At 63.0% G+C, this 13,943-nt stretch carries 16 protein-coding genes; 3 read left to right on the top strand and 13 right to left on the bottom strand.

Going from position 1 to position 13,943, the window contains the following annotated elements; genetic code table 11:
* Positions 1 to 2: 2 nt before the first annotated feature.
* From NGJ21_RS10160 to ubiE, 6 genes are all read right to left on the bottom strand, one after another.
* Entirely contained in the window at positions 3 to 275 is a 273-nt protein-coding gene (locus NGJ21_RS10160) for a twin-arginine translocase TatA/TatE family subunit (RefSeq protein ID WP_012312391.1), read from the bottom strand.
* 25 nt (positions 276 to 300) lie between these two features.
* A complete protein-coding gene (locus NGJ21_RS10155; RefSeq protein ID WP_046785010.1) occupies positions 301 to 636 on the bottom strand; it encodes a phosphoribosyl-ATP diphosphatase in 336 nt (111 codons plus the stop codon).
* Between the two features lies 1 nt (position 637).
* Positions 638 to 1,030 (bottom strand): phosphoribosyl-AMP cyclohydrolase, encoded by a 393-nt coding sequence (hisI, locus tag NGJ21_RS10150; RefSeq protein ID WP_115273411.1) that lies wholly within the window; start codon positions 1,028 to 1,030, stop codon positions 638 to 640.
* Between the two features lie 73 nt (positions 1,031 to 1,103).
* Positions 1,104 to 2,723: a ubiquinone biosynthesis regulatory protein kinase UbiB gene (gene ubiB / locus NGJ21_RS10145; protein WP_251962070.1), complete on the bottom strand. Its 1,620-nt coding sequence runs from the start codon at positions 2,721 to 2,723 to the stop codon at positions 1,104 to 1,106.
* On the bottom strand, positions 2,720 to 3,343 hold the full coding sequence (locus NGJ21_RS10140; RefSeq protein ID WP_046785013.1) for a ubiquinone biosynthesis accessory factor UbiJ: 624 nt from the start codon (positions 3,341 to 3,343) through the stop codon (positions 2,720 to 2,722). The genes ubiB and NGJ21_RS10140 overlap by 4 nt, the downstream gene beginning before the upstream one ends.
* Positions 3,343 to 4,113, bottom strand: coding sequence for a bifunctional demethylmenaquinone methyltransferase/2-methoxy-6-polyprenyl-1,4-benzoquinol methylase UbiE (ubiE, locus tag NGJ21_RS10135; protein WP_012312396.1), 771 nt, complete (start codon positions 4,111 to 4,113; stop codon positions 3,343 to 3,345). Before ubiE ends, NGJ21_RS10140 begins: the two co-directional genes overlap by 1 nt.
* Before the next feature lie 124 nt (positions 4,114 to 4,237).
* On the opposite strand from ubiE, the gene NGJ21_RS10130 reads away from it, so the two are divergent.
* The 3 genes from NGJ21_RS10130 to NGJ21_RS10120 all read left to right on the top strand — a co-directional run bounded on the left by NGJ21_RS10130 (position 4,238) and on the right by NGJ21_RS10120 (position 5,819).
* Positions 4,238 to 4,513: a polyhydroxyalkanoic acid system family protein gene (locus NGJ21_RS10130; RefSeq protein ID WP_046785014.1), complete on the top strand. Its 276-nt coding sequence runs from the start codon at positions 4,238 to 4,240 to the stop codon at positions 4,511 to 4,513.
* A 111-nt stretch (positions 4,514 to 4,624) separates the two neighbouring features.
* The gene (locus tag NGJ21_RS10125) at positions 4,625 to 5,044 is read left to right on the top strand and encodes a phasin family protein (protein WP_046785015.1); all 420 of its coding nucleotides are present in this window, start codon (positions 4,625 to 4,627) and stop codon (positions 5,042 to 5,044) included.
* A gap of 10 nt (positions 5,045 to 5,054) precedes the next feature.
* Positions 5,055 to 5,819 carry a phasin family protein gene (locus NGJ21_RS10120; protein WP_115273413.1) on the top strand — a complete coding sequence of 255 codons (765 nt, stop codon included), beginning with the start codon at positions 5,055 to 5,057 and terminating at the stop codon, positions 5,817 to 5,819.
* Positions 5,820 to 5,944: 125 nt separating this feature from the next.
* On the opposite strand, the gene NGJ21_RS10115 is transcribed toward NGJ21_RS10120, so the two are convergent.
* From NGJ21_RS10115 to hslV, 7 genes are all read right to left on the bottom strand, one after another.
* Positions 5,945 to 6,559 carry a TetR/AcrR family transcriptional regulator gene (locus NGJ21_RS10115; RefSeq protein WP_115273414.1) on the bottom strand — a complete coding sequence of 205 codons (615 nt, stop codon included), beginning with the start codon at positions 6,557 to 6,559 and terminating at the stop codon, positions 5,945 to 5,947.
* Positions 6,560 to 6,572: 13 nt separating this feature from the next.
* Entirely contained in the window at positions 6,573 to 8,255 is a 1,683-nt protein-coding gene (gene phaC / locus NGJ21_RS10110; RefSeq protein WP_115273415.1) for a class II poly(R)-hydroxyalkanoic acid synthase, read from the bottom strand.
* Between the two features lie 54 nt (positions 8,256 to 8,309).
* Positions 8,310 to 9,161: a poly(3-hydroxyalkanoate) depolymerase gene (gene phaZ / locus NGJ21_RS10105; RefSeq protein ID WP_046785019.1), complete on the bottom strand. Its 852-nt coding sequence runs from the start codon at positions 9,159 to 9,161 to the stop codon at positions 8,310 to 8,312.
* Positions 9,162 to 9,224: 63 nt separating this feature from the next.
* Positions 9,225 to 10,904 (bottom strand): class II poly(R)-hydroxyalkanoic acid synthase, encoded by a 1,680-nt coding sequence (gene phaC / locus NGJ21_RS10100; protein WP_046785020.1) that lies wholly within the window; start codon positions 10,902 to 10,904, stop codon positions 9,225 to 9,227.
* Positions 10,905 to 11,256: 352 nt separating this feature from the next.
* On the bottom strand, positions 11,257 to 11,634 hold the full coding sequence (locus NGJ21_RS10095) for a gamma-butyrobetaine hydroxylase family protein (protein ID WP_046785021.1): 378 nt from the start codon (positions 11,632 to 11,634) through the stop codon (positions 11,257 to 11,259).
* Between the two features lie 154 nt (positions 11,635 to 11,788).
* Positions 11,789 to 13,132: an ATP-dependent protease ATPase subunit HslU gene (gene hslU, locus NGJ21_RS10090; protein ID WP_046785022.1), complete on the bottom strand. Its 1,344-nt coding sequence runs from the start codon at positions 13,130 to 13,132 to the stop codon at positions 11,789 to 11,791.
* A 76-nt stretch (positions 13,133 to 13,208) separates the two neighbouring features.
* Positions 13,209 to 13,739, bottom strand: a complete 531-nt coding sequence (gene hslV / locus NGJ21_RS10085; RefSeq protein WP_012312406.1) for an ATP-dependent protease subunit HslV — start codon at positions 13,737 to 13,739, stop codon at positions 13,209 to 13,211.
* Positions 13,740 to 13,943 lie beyond the last annotated feature (204 nt).

The following is a 13,943-nucleotide window of genomic DNA, read 5'->3' as shown; positions in this document are numbered from 1 at the left end:
GTTCAGTCTTTCCGCTGCGGCTCTTGGACCGGTTGCGCCTGGCCCTCGATGGTGTGGCCCTGTGGCTGTTGTGCGGTGTTCTGCACCGGCGGTACCGGCTGGGCAGGCGGAGGGGTCTGCTCGGCGGGTTTGCTTTCTTCTTCGTTCATGGCTTTGCGGAAGCCCTTGATCGATTCGCCAAGGTCACTGCCGAAGTTCTTCAGCTTCTTGGTGCCGAACACCAGGACGACGACGACCAGCAGGACGATCCAGTGTTTCCAGTCAAAAATACCCATGGTGCTCTCCTAGAATGCTATTTGGTCAGGCCGAGGGCTCGCGAGCGGCCTTTTCATCGTGCCCGGACAGGCCGAAGCGGCGTTCCAGTTCATCGAGCACGGCTTGTGGGTGCTGGCCCAGTGCACTGAGCATGACCAGGCTATGAAACCACAGGTCGGCGGTTTCATAGATGACATCACTGCAATCCTTGCTGACCTCTGCGTCCTTGGCAGCGATGATGGTCTCGACGGACTCTTCGCCGAGCTTTTCGAGGATCTTGTTCAGGCCCTTGTGGTACAGGCTGGCCACGTAGGAGCTGTCGGGGGCCGCGTGCTTGCGTTCTTCGAGCACTTCGGCCAGGCGGTTGAGGGTGTCGCTCATGTCAGTGTCCTGCGTTGTAGATGGCATGCGGGTCTTTCAACACCGGATCGACGGTTTTCCACTGGCCGTCTTCGAAGACGCGGTAGAAGCAGCTTTCACGGCCGGTATGGCAGGCGATATGGCCCAGTTGCTCGACCATCAGGATGATCACGTCGGCATCACAGTCCAGGCGCATTTCGTGCAGCTTCTGCACATGCCCCGATTCCTCGCCCTTGCGCCACAGCTTGCCACGCGAGCGCGACCAGTAGATGGCGCGTTGCTCGGCGGCAGTGAGGGCCAGCGATTCGCGGTTCATCCAGGCCATCATCAGCACGCGTCCGGTCTTGTGGTCCTGGGCGATCGCCGGTACCAGGCCGTCGCTGCTCCACTTGATCTCGTCCAGCCACTCTTTCATCGTCGACTCCAAAACCGGGCCCGCTCCTGTACCGGGCCCTTTGCGCTAGTGTGCCAGCCAGCAGCGCGGCTGGCTATTGGCGCACGATCAGGTAAAGGCCTGCGGCCAGCATCAGCCAAGCCGGCCAGGCGGCCGGGGCGGCGAGGCTGGCGGCCTCGGCGGCGCCGGCGGCCAGCACCGCACCGCCACCCAGCAGGCCGGCACCGAGCAGGCGCAGTGCCCAGCGGTCGCCCTGGCGGCGCCGCTCCGGCAGTTGCGGGTCGTGCAGGTGCGGCTGGGAAAGACGTTCGAGCAGGTCGCGGGTCATGCCGGCCAGGTGCGGCAGCTGTTCGGCCTGGCTGTACAGGTTGCCGAACATGGCCTTGGGGCTGTAGCGCTCGCGCATCCAGCGTTCCAGGAACGGTTTGGCGGTAGTCCACAGGTCAAGGTCGGGGTACAGCTGGCGGCCCAGGCCCTCGATGTTGAGCAGGGTCTTCTGCAGCAGCACCAACTGCGGCTGGACTTCCATGTTGAAGCGCCGGGCAGTCTGGAACAGGCGCATCAGCACTTGGCCGAAGGAAATGTCCTTGAGCGGTTTTTCGAAGATCGGCTCGCACACGGTACGGATGGCCGCTTCGAATTCATTGACCTTGGTGTGCGCCGGTACCCACCCCGAGTCGATGTGCAGCTCGGCGACACGGCGGTAGTCGCGCTTGAAGAAGGCGATCAGGTTGCGTGCCAGGTAGTCCTGGTCTTCGGCGGTGAGGCTGCCGACGATGCCGCAGTCGATGGCGATGTATTGCGGGCTCCACGGCTTGACCGTGCTGACGAAGATATTGCCGGGGTGCATGTCGGCATGGAAGAAACTGTGGCGGAACACCTGGGTGAAAAACACCTCCACACCGCGCTCGGCCAGCAGTTTCATGTCGGTGCGCTGGTCGGCCAGGGTGGCCATGTCGGTCACCGGCACGCCGTAGATGCGCTCCATCACCAGCACCTTGGGGCGGCACAGGTCCCAGTAGACCTGGGGCACGTACATCAGCTCCGAGCCTTCGAAGTTGCGCCGCAGCTGGCTGGCGTTGGCCGCCTCGCGGAGCAGGTCGAGTTCGTCGTAGATGGTTTTTTCGTAGTCGCCGACGATTTCCACCGGGTGCAGGCGGCGGGCATCGGCCGAAGCCCGCTCGGCGCCTTTTGCGATCAGGAACAGCCAGGCAAGGTCCTGGGCGATCACTGGTTTGAGGCCCGGGCGTACTACCTTGACCACCACTTCCTCGCCGGTCTTCAGGCGCGCGGCATGCACCTGGGCCACCGAGGCCGAGGCCAGCGGCTCGACGTCGAAGCGGCTGAACACCTCACCCACCTTGGCGCCAAGCTGGCTTTCGATCAGCGCCACGGCCTGTTTCGGGTCGAACGGCGGTACGCGGTCCTGCAGCAGCATCAGCTCGTCGGCGATGTCGGTGGGCAGCAGGTCGCGACGGGTGGACAGCAACTGGCCGAATTTGATGAAGATCGGCCCCAGGTCCTGAAGCGCCAGGCGCAGGCGGGCTCCCCGGCTGAGTTCGGAGGGTGTGCGAGGCAACCAGCGCCACGGCATCAGCAGGCGCAGGCTGCGCAGCCACCACGGCAGCGGCAGGTCGAAGAGCAGGTCATCGAGGCGGTAGCGGATCACCACGCGCTGGATGCGAAAGAGACGACGGACGGCGAGCAGCTTCATGCGTTATCGCTGGTATCAAGGGATCGGGAGAGGCGCTGCAGGCGCGCCTCGAGGCGTTCTAAATCGACCTTCAGGGTATCGAGCTCGCTGAAGGCGGCTTCGGCTTCGCGCTTGCCTACCAGGGTGCGCGACTCTTCGGCCAGGTACTCGGACAGGTTTTGGCTGAAGCGTGCCAGGCCTTGGCGGGTCCAGCGTGCACGCAGGCGCACGTGGCCGGCGAGCAGCGAGGTGGCGACCGGGCCGAGCCAGCGTTGCAGTTCGTGTTCCCAGTCCAGCTCCAGGTCTTGCAGCACACCGAACAGGTCGAGCAGCACGGCACTGTCGCCATGCAGCTCGACCTGAGGGCTATGCAGCACGGCCGTCTTGTCCTTGGCCACGGCCAGTTGCAGCAGGCTCCCGGCTGGCGCGCGCAGGCTGCAGTCGACCTCGCCTTGCCAGTGGGCGGCAAGCATCAGGCCCTCTTCATCGGGCAGGATGAACACTTGCAGGGCCGGCTGGCGACAATCGATTTCGATGACCTTGCCTTCCAGCGCGCCCAGCCGCGGCAATGCCGTGCTGTCCATGCGCAGGACGCGGTTCAGGCCATGTTCGACGCTGGCGAGCAGCCCTGCCAGCAACATCAGGGCTTGATTCCCCGGTGCACGGCGACGATGCCGCTGGTCATGTTGTGGTAGGTGACCCGGTCGAAACCGGCATCGACCATCATGGCCTTGAGGGTTTCCTGGTCGGGGTGCATGCGGATCGATTCGGCGAGGTAGCGGTAGCTCTCGGAGTCATTGGTGATCAGCTTGCCGGCCAGGGGCATGAAGGCGAACGAGTAGGCGTCGTAGGCCTTGGACATCAGCTTGTTGGTCGGCTTGGAGAACTCCAGGATCAACAGGCGCCCGCCTGGCTTGAGCACGCGCAGCATCGAACGGATGGCTTCGTCCTTGTGGGTGACGTTGCGCAGGCCGAAGGCGATGGTCACACAGTCGAAGTGGTTGTCCGGGAATGGCAGTTTCTCGGCGTCGGCCTGGACGAATTCGATGTTGCCGGCAACACCACGGTCGAGCAGGCGGTCGCGGCCGACCTTGAGCATCGAGTCGTTGATGTCGGCGAGCACCACTTGGCCGGTAGGGCCGACCAGGCGCGAGAACTTGGCTGCCAGATCACCCGTGCCGCCGGCGATGTCCAGCACCCGATTGCCGCTACGCACACCTGACAGCTCGATGGTGAAGCGCTTCCACAGGCGGTGCATGCCGCCGGAAAGCACGTCGTTCATCAGGTCGTACTTGGCAGCCACCGAGTGGAACACTTCGGCGACTTTCTTCGCTTTCTGGCTCTCGGGCACATCCTGGTAACCGAAATGGGTGGTGGGTTCGGCGTGTTCGCCTTTGCGCTGGTCGTTCATATCGCTTCACCGGAAAAAATTATCGCCATTCTAGGGCGAACGGGCGCATTTGTCTTGGCGGGGTGTACCGTGCGGCAGGGGCGGGCATAATGCCGATTATGTCTTCATATCCAGGAACACCCGCATGACCCAGATCAGCGTCGAACGCAAACACTCCCTCGGTCGCGAGGCCGCCCGTGCCAAGGCCCAAGCGCTGGTGGACAAACTGAGCCAGGAATACGACCTCAAGGCCACCTGGAACGGTGACCGTGTGGACGTCGCCCGCAGCGGCGCCAACGGCAGCGTACATATTGGCGAGGACAGCATCCGTGTCGAATTGAAGTTGGGCATGATGCTGTCGATGATGAGCGGCACCATCAAGAGTGAGATCGAGCGGGCGCTGGACAAGGCTCTGGTCTGAAAGCTGCAGCTGCTCTTAGGGTGAAGATTCTAATTTCACTCATTACCTTATGCTCAAGCCCAGCCTCCATGGGCGGTTTCTCCCTCCACTCATGAGCATGAGGTATAGAGCATGGCCAAAGTGAATGTGAAGAAAAAGGATGACGCCCAAAGCACGCTGGGCGAGGTGCGCGGCTACGCGCGCAAGATCTGGCTGGCAGGCATCGGCGCTTACGCCCGTGTTGGCCAGGAGGGTTCGGACTACTTTCAGGAGCTGGTAAAAGCCGGTGAAGGGGTCGAGAAACGTGGCAAGAAGCGCATCGACAAAGAACTCGATGCCGCCAACACCCAGATCGACGAAGCGAGCGAAGAAGTCAGCCGCGTACGTGGCAAGGTCGAAGTTCAACTCGACAAGATCGAGAAGGCTTTCGACGCGCGGGTCGGTCGCGCCTTGAATCGCCTCGGCATTCCGTCTAAACATGACGTTGAGGCGTTGTCCATCAAGCTTGAACAGCTGCATGAGCTGCTTGAGCGCGTCGCGCACAAACCATAAGGAGAGCAGGATGGCTGGCAAGAAGAATTCCGACAAAGACGGCAGCTCCTGGGTCGGCGGGGTCGAGAAGTACTCCCGCAAGATCTGGCTGGCAGGGCTGGGTATCTATTCGAAGATCGACCAGGACGGCCCGAAGCTGTTCGACTCGCTGGTGAAAGATGGCGAGAAGGCCGAGAAGCAGGCGAAGAAAACCGCCGAGGATGTCGCCGATAACGCCAAGGCCTCGACCACTTCGCGTGTGTCCGGCGTGAAAGATCGCGCACTGGGCAAGTGGAGCGAGCTCGAAGAAGCCTTCGACAAACGCCTGAACAGCGCCATTTCGCGCCTCGGTGTGCCAAGCCGGAACGAGATCAAGGCCCTGCACCAGCAGGTCGATAGCCTGACCAAGCAGATCGAGAAGCTGACCGGCGCCTCGGTCACACCGGTCTCCTCGCGCGCTGCTGCAGCCAAACCGGCAGCCAGCAAGACTGCGGCCAAACCGCTGGCCAAGGCAGCAGCGAAGCCTGCGGCGAAAACCGCGGCGGCAAAACCTGCGGCCAAGACTGCTGCGGCCAAGCCAGCAGCGAAACCTGCAGCCAAGCCGGTTGCCGCCAAGCCTGCAGCCAAACCCGCTGCGGCGAAGAAGCCCGCCGTGAAAAAAGCGCCGGCCAAACCCGCCGCCGCCAAACCGGCAGCCCCAGCGGCCAGCGCCACACCGGCCGCTACCGCAGCGCCGTCGCCAAGCGCGGCACCGGCCAGCAGCGCGCCGTCGGCACCGGTGAGCGCTGAAGCCTGACACCGGGTTGCCCTCATCGTCGGCAAGCCGGCTCCCACAGGTACCCCGCTGGTTTCAATGCCAGCAGGGTAGGTGTGGGGCCGGCTTGCCGGCGATGGGGCCAGCTCCAGCACCTTGTAAGCTATCTACCCCTCCAGATACCGCACCGCCAACTGCTCCGCCGCCTCCCGCGCAGGCGCCTGCAGATGCGGCGCCACCAGCATCATCACCTGGTACACCACGATCCCTACATCCCCCTCGCGCCCCAGTACCCGCTGGTAATCCAGCGAAAACATGAGCGTCAGGGTGATCTGCTCCACCAGTTGCCCCAGTGCCTGCGTCTCACTGACCACCTGGCCCTGGCCCTTGAGGCTGGCCAGCAATGCCGCCAGTGTGCGCTTGAGCGCATTGATCAGGCTGCGCATGCCCCGCGCCAGCTTGGGCAGGCGACCGGTCAGGTTCGACAGGTCCTGGAACAGGAAGCGGTACTGGGCCATGCGTTCGACAATCAGGTGCAGAAACAGCCAGTAGTCCTCGGCATCCAGGCGCACTTCCAGCGGCGGGTCCAGCAGCGGCACAAGCGCTTCTTCGAAGCGCTCGAACAGGCCGATTATCAAAGGCTCTTTGCCGTGGAAGTGGTAATACAGGTTGCCAGGGCTGATCCCTAGCTCGTTGGCAATCTCAAGGGTCGAAACGTTGGGCTCGCCCTGCTGGTTGAACAGCTGCAGGGCGCATTCGAGAATACGGTCGCGGGTCTTCATCCAGTCGTTGTGCTCATCGGGTCAGGACATAGGTGCCTGGCGCGGGGCCCAGCGGTGGGTAGGTTGCGTTGCCCAGCTCCACCCGCGGCGCCTTGAGCGGGCCGGAACGTGGGGTTATCCATTCCAGCCACAGGGGCCACCAGCTGCCGTCGTTGCGCTTGGCATCGTGGAACCAGGCCCGCGGGTCGCTCGATAGCCTGGGGTTGTCCAGGTAGTAGGCCTTGGGGTTTCCGGGCGGGTTGATGATGCTCTGGATGTGCCCGCTGTTGGCCAGCACGAACCGTCGCTCGCCGCCCAACAGCAGGGCCGAACGGTACACGGCATCCCATGGGGTGATGTGGTCATTGCTGCCGGCCACGGTAAAGCTGTCGAGGTTGACCTGCTTGAGGTCGATGGGCGTGCCGCAGACTTCCAGCCCGGCGGGGTGGGTGAGCGGGTTGAGCTTGAAGAAGTCCAGCAGTTCGCCATGCAGGGCAGCGGGCAGTCGCGTGCTGTCGGCGTTCCAGTAGAGAATGTCGAAAGCAGGGGGCGTTTTGCCCAGCAGGTAATTGTTGACCCAGTAGTTCCAGATCAGGTCGTTGGGCCGCATCCAGGCGAAGATCCGCGCCACTTCGCTGCCATCCAGTACCCCGCGCTGGTAAGAGCGGCGCTTGGCCGCTTCGATGGTCTGCTCGTCGGCGAACAGGCTGGCGGGGCTGTCAAACTTGCTGTCGAGCAGGCTGACCAGGTAGGTGGCGCTGCGCACCCGGCGCAGTTGGTGCTTGGCTTGCAGGTGGCCCTGCAGCGCGGCCATGGTCAGGCCGCCGGCGCAGGCCCCCATCAGGTTGGGGTCGCGGTTGCCGCTGATGCTGCGGCAGGCGTTGAGCGCCTCTTCAAGTGCCTCAACGTAGCTGGACAGGCCCCATTCGCGGTGGCGCGGGTCGGGGTTGCGCCAGCTGACCATGAACACCTGCAAACCGTTCTTGAGCATGTACTGGACGAAGCTGTTAGTCGCCTGCATGTCGAAGATATAGAACTTGTTGATCTGGGGCGGCACCACCAGCAAGGGCCGAGCGTGCTGTTTTTCACTCATCGGCTTGTACTGGATCAGCTCCAGCATCTCGTTGCGAAACACCACAGCGCCCGGGGTGGCGGCCAGGTTGCCGCCCACCTCGAAGGCGCGCTCGTCCACCTGGCGCGGCAGGCCGTCGTTGTGGCGCAGGTCATCGAGCAGGTGGGCCACGCCGCGCACCAGGCTCTGCCCGCCGGTATTGAGCAGTTCCTTGACCGCCAACGGATTGAGCAACGAGTTGCTCGGTGCCAGGGCGTCGTTGATCTGGTTGAACAGGAAATGCGCGCGGGCCCGGTCATCGTCGTCCAGGTGGCTTTCATCGATCCACAGGCGGGTCTGCTTCTGCCAGGCCAGATAGGCCTGCAGGCCACGGCGGTAAAACGGGTTCTGGCTCCATGTAGGATCGCTGAAGCGCGCGTCCCGCGGGCTTGGCGAATAGGGTGTGTCGCCGAGCATCACGCGCCCCAGCTGGCCGCTCAGGGCGAGCAGGTGGCGTGCGGTATGCAACGGGTTGAGCAAACCATGGCGGCCAACATTGCGCAGCGTGGAAATCAGGTCGCGGCCGCGCAGGCCGACGATCGCGTTCTGTGCGTTCATGCTCATGGCGGGGAGCGTTGTCGTTCCTTTGGCCGGTTTGTCTTTCATGGCAGCACTCCTTCGTCAGGCCACGGTCGGGACAGAACAACAGCAAACAGCACCCTAGCCGCCGGAGGCCGGGCGGGGGTGCATGACCGCGCGCTGACGTTCTTGCTCGAGGAACTTCATGATGATCGGGGCGACGGCCTCAGCCCGGGTGATCAGGAACAGATGACCGTCGTCGATAATATGTAGCTGGGCATTGGGAATTCGCCAGGCCAGCAAGCGCATGTTGATCAGTGGGATCAGCGGATCGTCGTCGCCGGCCAGCACCAGGGTGGGCTGCTGGATCTTGTGCAGCCAGTGGATGCTGGTCCAGCCCAGCCCGGCGAACAACTGCCAGTAGTAGCCCAGCTTGCCGCCGGAGCGCACCTTGGAGGCATGGTGCATGGCAAGGTCAGGGTTGCGGCGAAAGGCGCCGCCATAGATCAGCGGAGCGATGCGGATCACATGTGAGGGCTGGATGTAACGCCGAGGGCTGGCCATGTTCCACAGTACTTTCGGCTTGCCCGGCACCATCACTGCACCGGCGGCGGTAGCGGCCAGCACCAATTTCTTGCAGCGTTCCGGATAGTCATGGGCGAACTGCTGGGCCAGGGCGCCGCCCCAGGACACCCCGATCACGTTGACCTGGCCGTAGTCCAGGTAGTCGAGCATGCGTGCGGTCAGCTTGGCCAGGCCGGGGAAGCGATAGGGGTGGCGGGGGGTGGAGGAGCCACCCACGCCTGGCACGTCGAAGGCAATGACTTCGAGGTCCGGGTCCAGCGCTTCGATGAACGGGAACACCAGCTCCAGGTTGGCGCCGATGCCATTGAAGATCAGCAGCGGCGTCAGGTGCGGCTTGCCTGGGCGCACGGCAGTGCGGATGGACTGGTCGTCCAGCTCGACGGTCCGGAATATGTAGTGTGACGACATGCGCATGACTCTGTGGTGAATGAAGCGCCGTGGCCTGCCGGTGGGCAGCCACGGCGTTACAACTCAACGTTCGTGAACGTAAGTTCCCGGTGCGGCTTCACCTGCGGCATAGGCACGGTTGCCCAGGCGGGCCGGCGCCTTTTTCAGGTCGCCGGCGCGCTCGCTCAGCCATGCCTGCCAATACAGCCACCAGGAGTCGGCATGCTTGTCTGCGTTCTCTTGCCAGGCCAATGCGTCGCCGGGGCGGTCCGCGCCAGTCAGGAAACGCGCCTTGGGGTTGCCCGGCGGGTTGAGGATGCTCTGGATGTGGCCGCTGTTGGACAGGACAAACTCGATCTTGCCGCCAAACAGGTGCGCCGAGCGGTAGCACGACTGCCACGGGGTAATATGGTCGGCGGTGCCGGCCACACTGAAGATGTCGCACTTGACCTTTTTCAGGTCGATGGCGGTCCCGCACACTTCCAGTGCATCGGCGCGGGTCAACGGGTTGTTCTTGAACATTTCGATCAGGTCGCCGTGGAAGGCCGCCGGCAGGCGCGTGGTGTCGTTGTTCCAGAACAGGATGTCGAATACGGGCGGCTCGTTGCCGAGCAGGTAGTTGTTGACCCAGTAGTTCCAGATCAGGTCGTTGGGGCGCATCCAGGCGAACACTTTGGCCATGTCGCTGCCTTCGAGCACGCCGGCCTGGTAGGAGTGGCGCTTGGCCGACTCCAGAGTCTGCTCGTCGACGAACAATGCCACCTGGGTATCCAGGGTGGTGTCCAGCACGCTGACCAGCAGGGTCAGCGCATTCACCTTCTTCTCGCCCAGCGCGGCGTAGTGGCCAACCAGTGCGGTGCAGGTGATGCCGCCGGAGCAGGCACCGAGCATGTTCAGGTCCTTGCTGCCGGTAATCGCCAGGACCGCGTCGACCGCTTCCTTGAGTGCGTCGATGTAGGTCGACAGGCCCCACTCACGCTGGGCTTTGGTCGGGTTGCGCCAACTGATGATGAAGGTCTGCTGATGCGAGCGCAGGCAGAAGCGCGCCAAGCTTTTCTCAGGGCTCAGGTCGAAGACGTAGAACTTGTTGATCTGTGGCGGCACCACCAGCAAAGGGCGGGCGTGCACCTGCTCGGTGATTGGGCTGTACTGGATCAGCTCCAGCACGTCATTGCGGTACACCACGGCGCCTTCGCTGGTACCGAGGTTCTTGCCCACTTCAAAGGCGTCCATGTTGACCTGGCTGGGCATGCCACCGTTGTTGACCACGTCCTTGGCCAGGTTGGACAGGCCGTCGAGCAGGCTCTTGCCGCCGGTTTCGAAGAAGCGTTTGACCGCCGCCGGGTTGGACAGGGTATTGGTCGGCGCCATGGCTTCGGTCATCAGGTTGATGACGAATTGCCCGCGGCTGATGTCCTGGGGCGACAGGTCGCTGTTGCCGATCCAGTCCTGCAGCTCCTTGCGCCAGGCCAGATAGGTTTGCAGGTAGCGGCGGTACAGCGGGTTCTTGCTCCAGGCCGGGTCCTGGAAGCGACGGTCGTCGCCCTCGGGGGCCAGGCTGGACTTGCCCAGCAGCACGTTTTTCAGCTCCAGGCCGAAATGTGCCACGTGTTTGGCGCTGTGCAGCGGCTGGCGCACGGCCTGGCGCAGCACGGTACGCGCAGAGCTCAGCAGGTCCTTGCGGCGGATGCCGATGACCGGGTTCAGGCCCAGGGTGTTGTCCGAGGCTTGCCGCTGCAACTCATCGTTGTTCTTGTTACTCATCTACGACGCTCCGTTGTCCTGAGACGAGTACCGGTTTGCTGTGGCGCATGCACAGTCGACAGCCCGGTACTGCTACTCGGGTGACCAGTGATAAGGAACAGCGGTGCTGCGGGCCGGATGCAATCGGCGATGAGCTGCGGGGGAATCTGCGTGTGAAGACAGCCTGCTTTCGCTCGCGACCTCTACATACCGGCCATGCCCTGACTGCCTTCAAAGCAATGCAGGGAACTTGCCAGCTCCATTGGTTACCCGACTTTCATGTAATGCGCAAGACAGCCCTTGAATGAGCTGTCTGTAGGGCATTCAAGCAGATGAGATTAGAAAATGCGCTCTAAAGCGTGGAAGGCTTGAGCTAGAGCATCAGTTTGACCACTGTTTCGGCAGGATCGCGGGATTTGCCGGCCTTGTGCAACTCATCGAGGTACTCGGCCCAGAGTTGTTCCTGACGCAGGCACAGTTGCTCCAGGTATTCCCAGGTGAACAGCCCGCTGTCATGGCCGTCGTCGAAGGTCAGTTTCAGTGCATATTGGCCAGCGGGCTCAAGGCCGCTGAGGCCGACATTGATCTTGCCGAATTGCAGGATGGGGTTGCCGTGGCCCTGGACCTCGGCGGAGGGGGAGTGCACGCGCAGGAATTCGGCGGGCAGGTGATAGGCCTCGTCGGGACCGTAGGTGAGGCTGAGTGTCCTGGAGGCTTTGTGCAGGTTGATGGCGGTTGGCATGCGGGCCATGGTCTGAATCTCTTCTGAGCGACAAGCTTCAAGCTTCAAGCTTCAAGCTTCAAGCTGCAAGAAGTGATATTAGAGCCACCATGGAAAGATCATGTGAGCGCAGTGCTGCAAGCGACGCCAAACAGCTTGTCGCTTGCAGCTTGCAGCTCGCCGCTTAAAGGATGTAGCGCGACAGGTCTTCGTTCTGGGCCAGCTCACCCAGATGGCCGTTCACGTACGCTGCGTCGATCTGGATCGGTGCTTCATCATGTGCACTGGCCAGGTCGCCGGCACTGAACGACACCTCTTCGAGCAGGCGCTCGAGCAGGGTGTGCAGGCGGCGGGCACCGATGTTCTCGGTCTTCTCGTTGACCTGGAAGGCGATCTCGGCCAGGCGCTTGATACCGTCTGCCTTGAACTCGATGTTCAGGCCTTCGGTCTTGAGCAGCTCGCGGTACTGCTCGGTCAGCGAAGCGTGCGGCTCTTGCAGGATGCGCTCGAAGTCTTCCGGGGTCAGCGCCTTGAGCTCCACGCGGATCGGCAGGCGGCCTTGCAGTTCAGGGACCAGGTCGCTCGGCTTGCTCAGGTGGAACGCGCCGGAGGCGATGAACAGGATGTGGTCGGTCTTGACCATGCCCAGCTTGGTGTTGACGGTGCAGCCTTCGATCAGTGGCAGCAGGTCGCGCTGCACGCCTTCACGGGACACATCAGCGCCGCCGACGTTGCCACGCTTGGCCACCTTGTCGATTTCGTCGATGAACACGATGCCGTGCTGTTCGACCGCTTCCAGGGCCTTTGCCTTCAAGTCATCATCGTTGACCAGGCGGCTCGCTTCTTCGTCGCGAACCATCTTCAGCGCTTCTTTGACCTTGAGCTTGCGCGCCTTGCGCTTGCCCTTGCCCATGTTGGCGAACAGGCTCTGCAGCTGGTTGGTCATCTCTTCCATGCCGGGCGGCGCGGCGATTTCGACGCCGACGGCGTCGGCCACCTCGATTTCGATTTCCTTGTCGTCCAGTTGGCCTTCACGCAGGCGCTTGCGGAACAGCTGGCGGGTATTGGAGTCGCTGCTGGTCTGCGCGGCTTCCTCGCTGAAGCTGGTGACCCGGGCCTGCGGCAGCAGGGCGTCGAGAATACGGTCTTCGGCGGCATCTTCGGCGCGGTGGCGCACGCGGATGATCTCTTGCTCGCGCAGCATCTTCATCGCGGCGTCGGCCAGGTCGCGGATGATCGACTCGACATCGCGGCCAACGTAGCCCACCTCGGTGAACTTGGTCGCTTCGACCTTGAGGAATGGTGCGTTGGCCAGCTTGGCCAGGCGGCGGGCAATTTCGGTCTTGCCGACGCCGGTGGGGCCGATCATCAGAATGTTTTTAGGCGTCACCTCGGCGCGCAGCTCGGCTGGCAGCTGCATCCGCCGCCAGCGGTTGCGCAGGGCGATGGCCACGGCGCGCTTGGCGTCGTCCTGGCCGATGATGTGGCGGTTGAGTTCGTGGACGATCTCGCGGGGGGTCATGGACATGATGAAAATGGTCCTCGAGCAGAATGAGTCAGCGTGGAAAAGCCCCGTCACCGGGACGGGGCGCCAGAACAGCTGATCACTCGGCCAGGTCCTGCTCCTCGATGGTCAGGTTGTGGTTGGTGAACACGCAGATGTCTCCGGCGATGTTCAGTGCGGTTTCGGCGATTTCGCGGGCCGAGAGGTCAGTCTTGTTCAGCAGGGCGCGGGCCGCGGCCTGGGCGTAGGCGCCGCCGGAGCCCATGGCGATCAGGCCGTCTTCTGGCTCGACCACGTCACCGTTGCCGGTGATGATCAGCGATGCGTCCTTGTTGGCCACGGCCAGCATGGCCTCCAGGCGGCTCAGGGAGCGGTCGGTACGCCATTCTTTGGCCAGCTCGACGGCGGCCCGCACCAAATGGCCGGAGTGTTTCTGCAGTTGGGCTTCGAAGCGCTCGAACAGGGTGAACGCGTCGGCGGTGGCGCCGGCGAAACCGGCGATGACCTCACCGTTGTACAGGCGACGTACCTTTTTGGCGTTGCCTTTCATGACGGTGTTGCCGAGAGATACCTGGCCGTCGCCGCCCATGACGACTTTGCCGTGACGGCGGACAGAAACGATGGTGGTCAAGGGGAGAGTCTCCACGCAGCGGGGCAAAATTGCCTGATGCAGACTCATATGGGGGTTGGGGGAAGGATTTCAACCGAGGGGGATGAATGGTTGCTATCAGCCTGTGCGGGGCGCGGTTGCTGTAGGAGCGGCCTTGTGTCGCGAAAGGGCCGCAAAGCGGCCCCAAGATCCCGGAACTATTCGGAAATTCCCGGGGCTGCTTCC

It is taken from the genome of Pseudomonas sp. Marseille-Q5299 (assembly GCF_943737035.1).
GTDB classification, from domain to species: domain Bacteria; phylum Pseudomonadota; class Gammaproteobacteria; order Pseudomonadales; family Pseudomonadaceae; genus Aquipseudomonas; species Aquipseudomonas putida_E.
The sequence above is the reverse complement of the archived record's forward strand: the minus strand, read 5'-3'. Positions and strand labels throughout refer to the sequence as shown.

Coding starts and splice junctions, on each gene's coding strand:
- NGJ21_RS10160 (WP_012312391.1), bottom strand. CDS start 275: ATGGGTATTTTTGACTGGAAACACTGGATCGTCCTGCTGGTCGTCGTC.
- NGJ21_RS10155 (WP_046785010.1), bottom strand. CDS start 636: ATGAGCGACACCCTCAACCGCCTGGCCGAAGTGCTCGAAGAACGCAAG.
- hisI (WP_115273411.1), bottom strand. CDS start 1,030: ATGAAAGAGTGGCTGGACGAGATCAAGTGGAGCAGCGACGGCCTGGTA.
- ubiB (WP_251962070.1), bottom strand. CDS start 2,723: ATGAAGCTGCTCGCCGTCCGTCGTCTCTTTCGCATCCAGCGCGTGGTG.
- NGJ21_RS10140 (WP_046785013.1), bottom strand. CDS start 3,343: ATGTTGCTGGCAGGGCTGCTCGCCAGCGTCGAACATGGCCTGAACCGC.
- ubiE (WP_012312396.1), bottom strand. CDS start 4,113: ATGAACGACCAGCGCAAAGGCGAACACGCCGAACCCACCACCCATTTC.
- NGJ21_RS10130 (WP_046785014.1), top strand. CDS start 4,238: ATGACCCAGATCAGCGTCGAACGCAAACACTCCCTCGGTCGCGAGGCC.
- NGJ21_RS10125 (WP_046785015.1), top strand. CDS start 4,625: ATGGCCAAAGTGAATGTGAAGAAAAAGGATGACGCCCAAAGCACGCTG.
- NGJ21_RS10120 (WP_115273413.1), top strand. CDS start 5,055: ATGGCTGGCAAGAAGAATTCCGACAAAGACGGCAGCTCCTGGGTCGGC.
- NGJ21_RS10115 (WP_115273414.1), bottom strand. CDS start 6,559: ATGAAGACCCGCGACCGTATTCTCGAATGCGCCCTGCAGCTGTTCAAC.
- phaC (WP_115273415.1), bottom strand. CDS start 8,255: ATGAAAGACAAACCGGCCAAAGGAACGACAACGCTCCCCGCCATGAGC.
- phaZ (WP_046785019.1), bottom strand. CDS start 9,161: ATGTCGTCACACTACATATTCCGGACCGTCGAGCTGGACGACCAGTCC.
- phaC (WP_046785020.1), bottom strand. CDS start 10,904: ATGAGTAACAAGAACAACGATGAGTTGCAGCGGCAAGCCTCGGACAAC.
- NGJ21_RS10095 (WP_046785021.1), bottom strand. CDS start 11,634: ATGGCCCGCATGCCAACCGCCATCAACCTGCACAAAGCCTCCAGGACA.
- hslU (WP_046785022.1), bottom strand. CDS start 13,132: ATGTCCATGACCCCCCGCGAGATCGTCCACGAACTCAACCGCCACATC.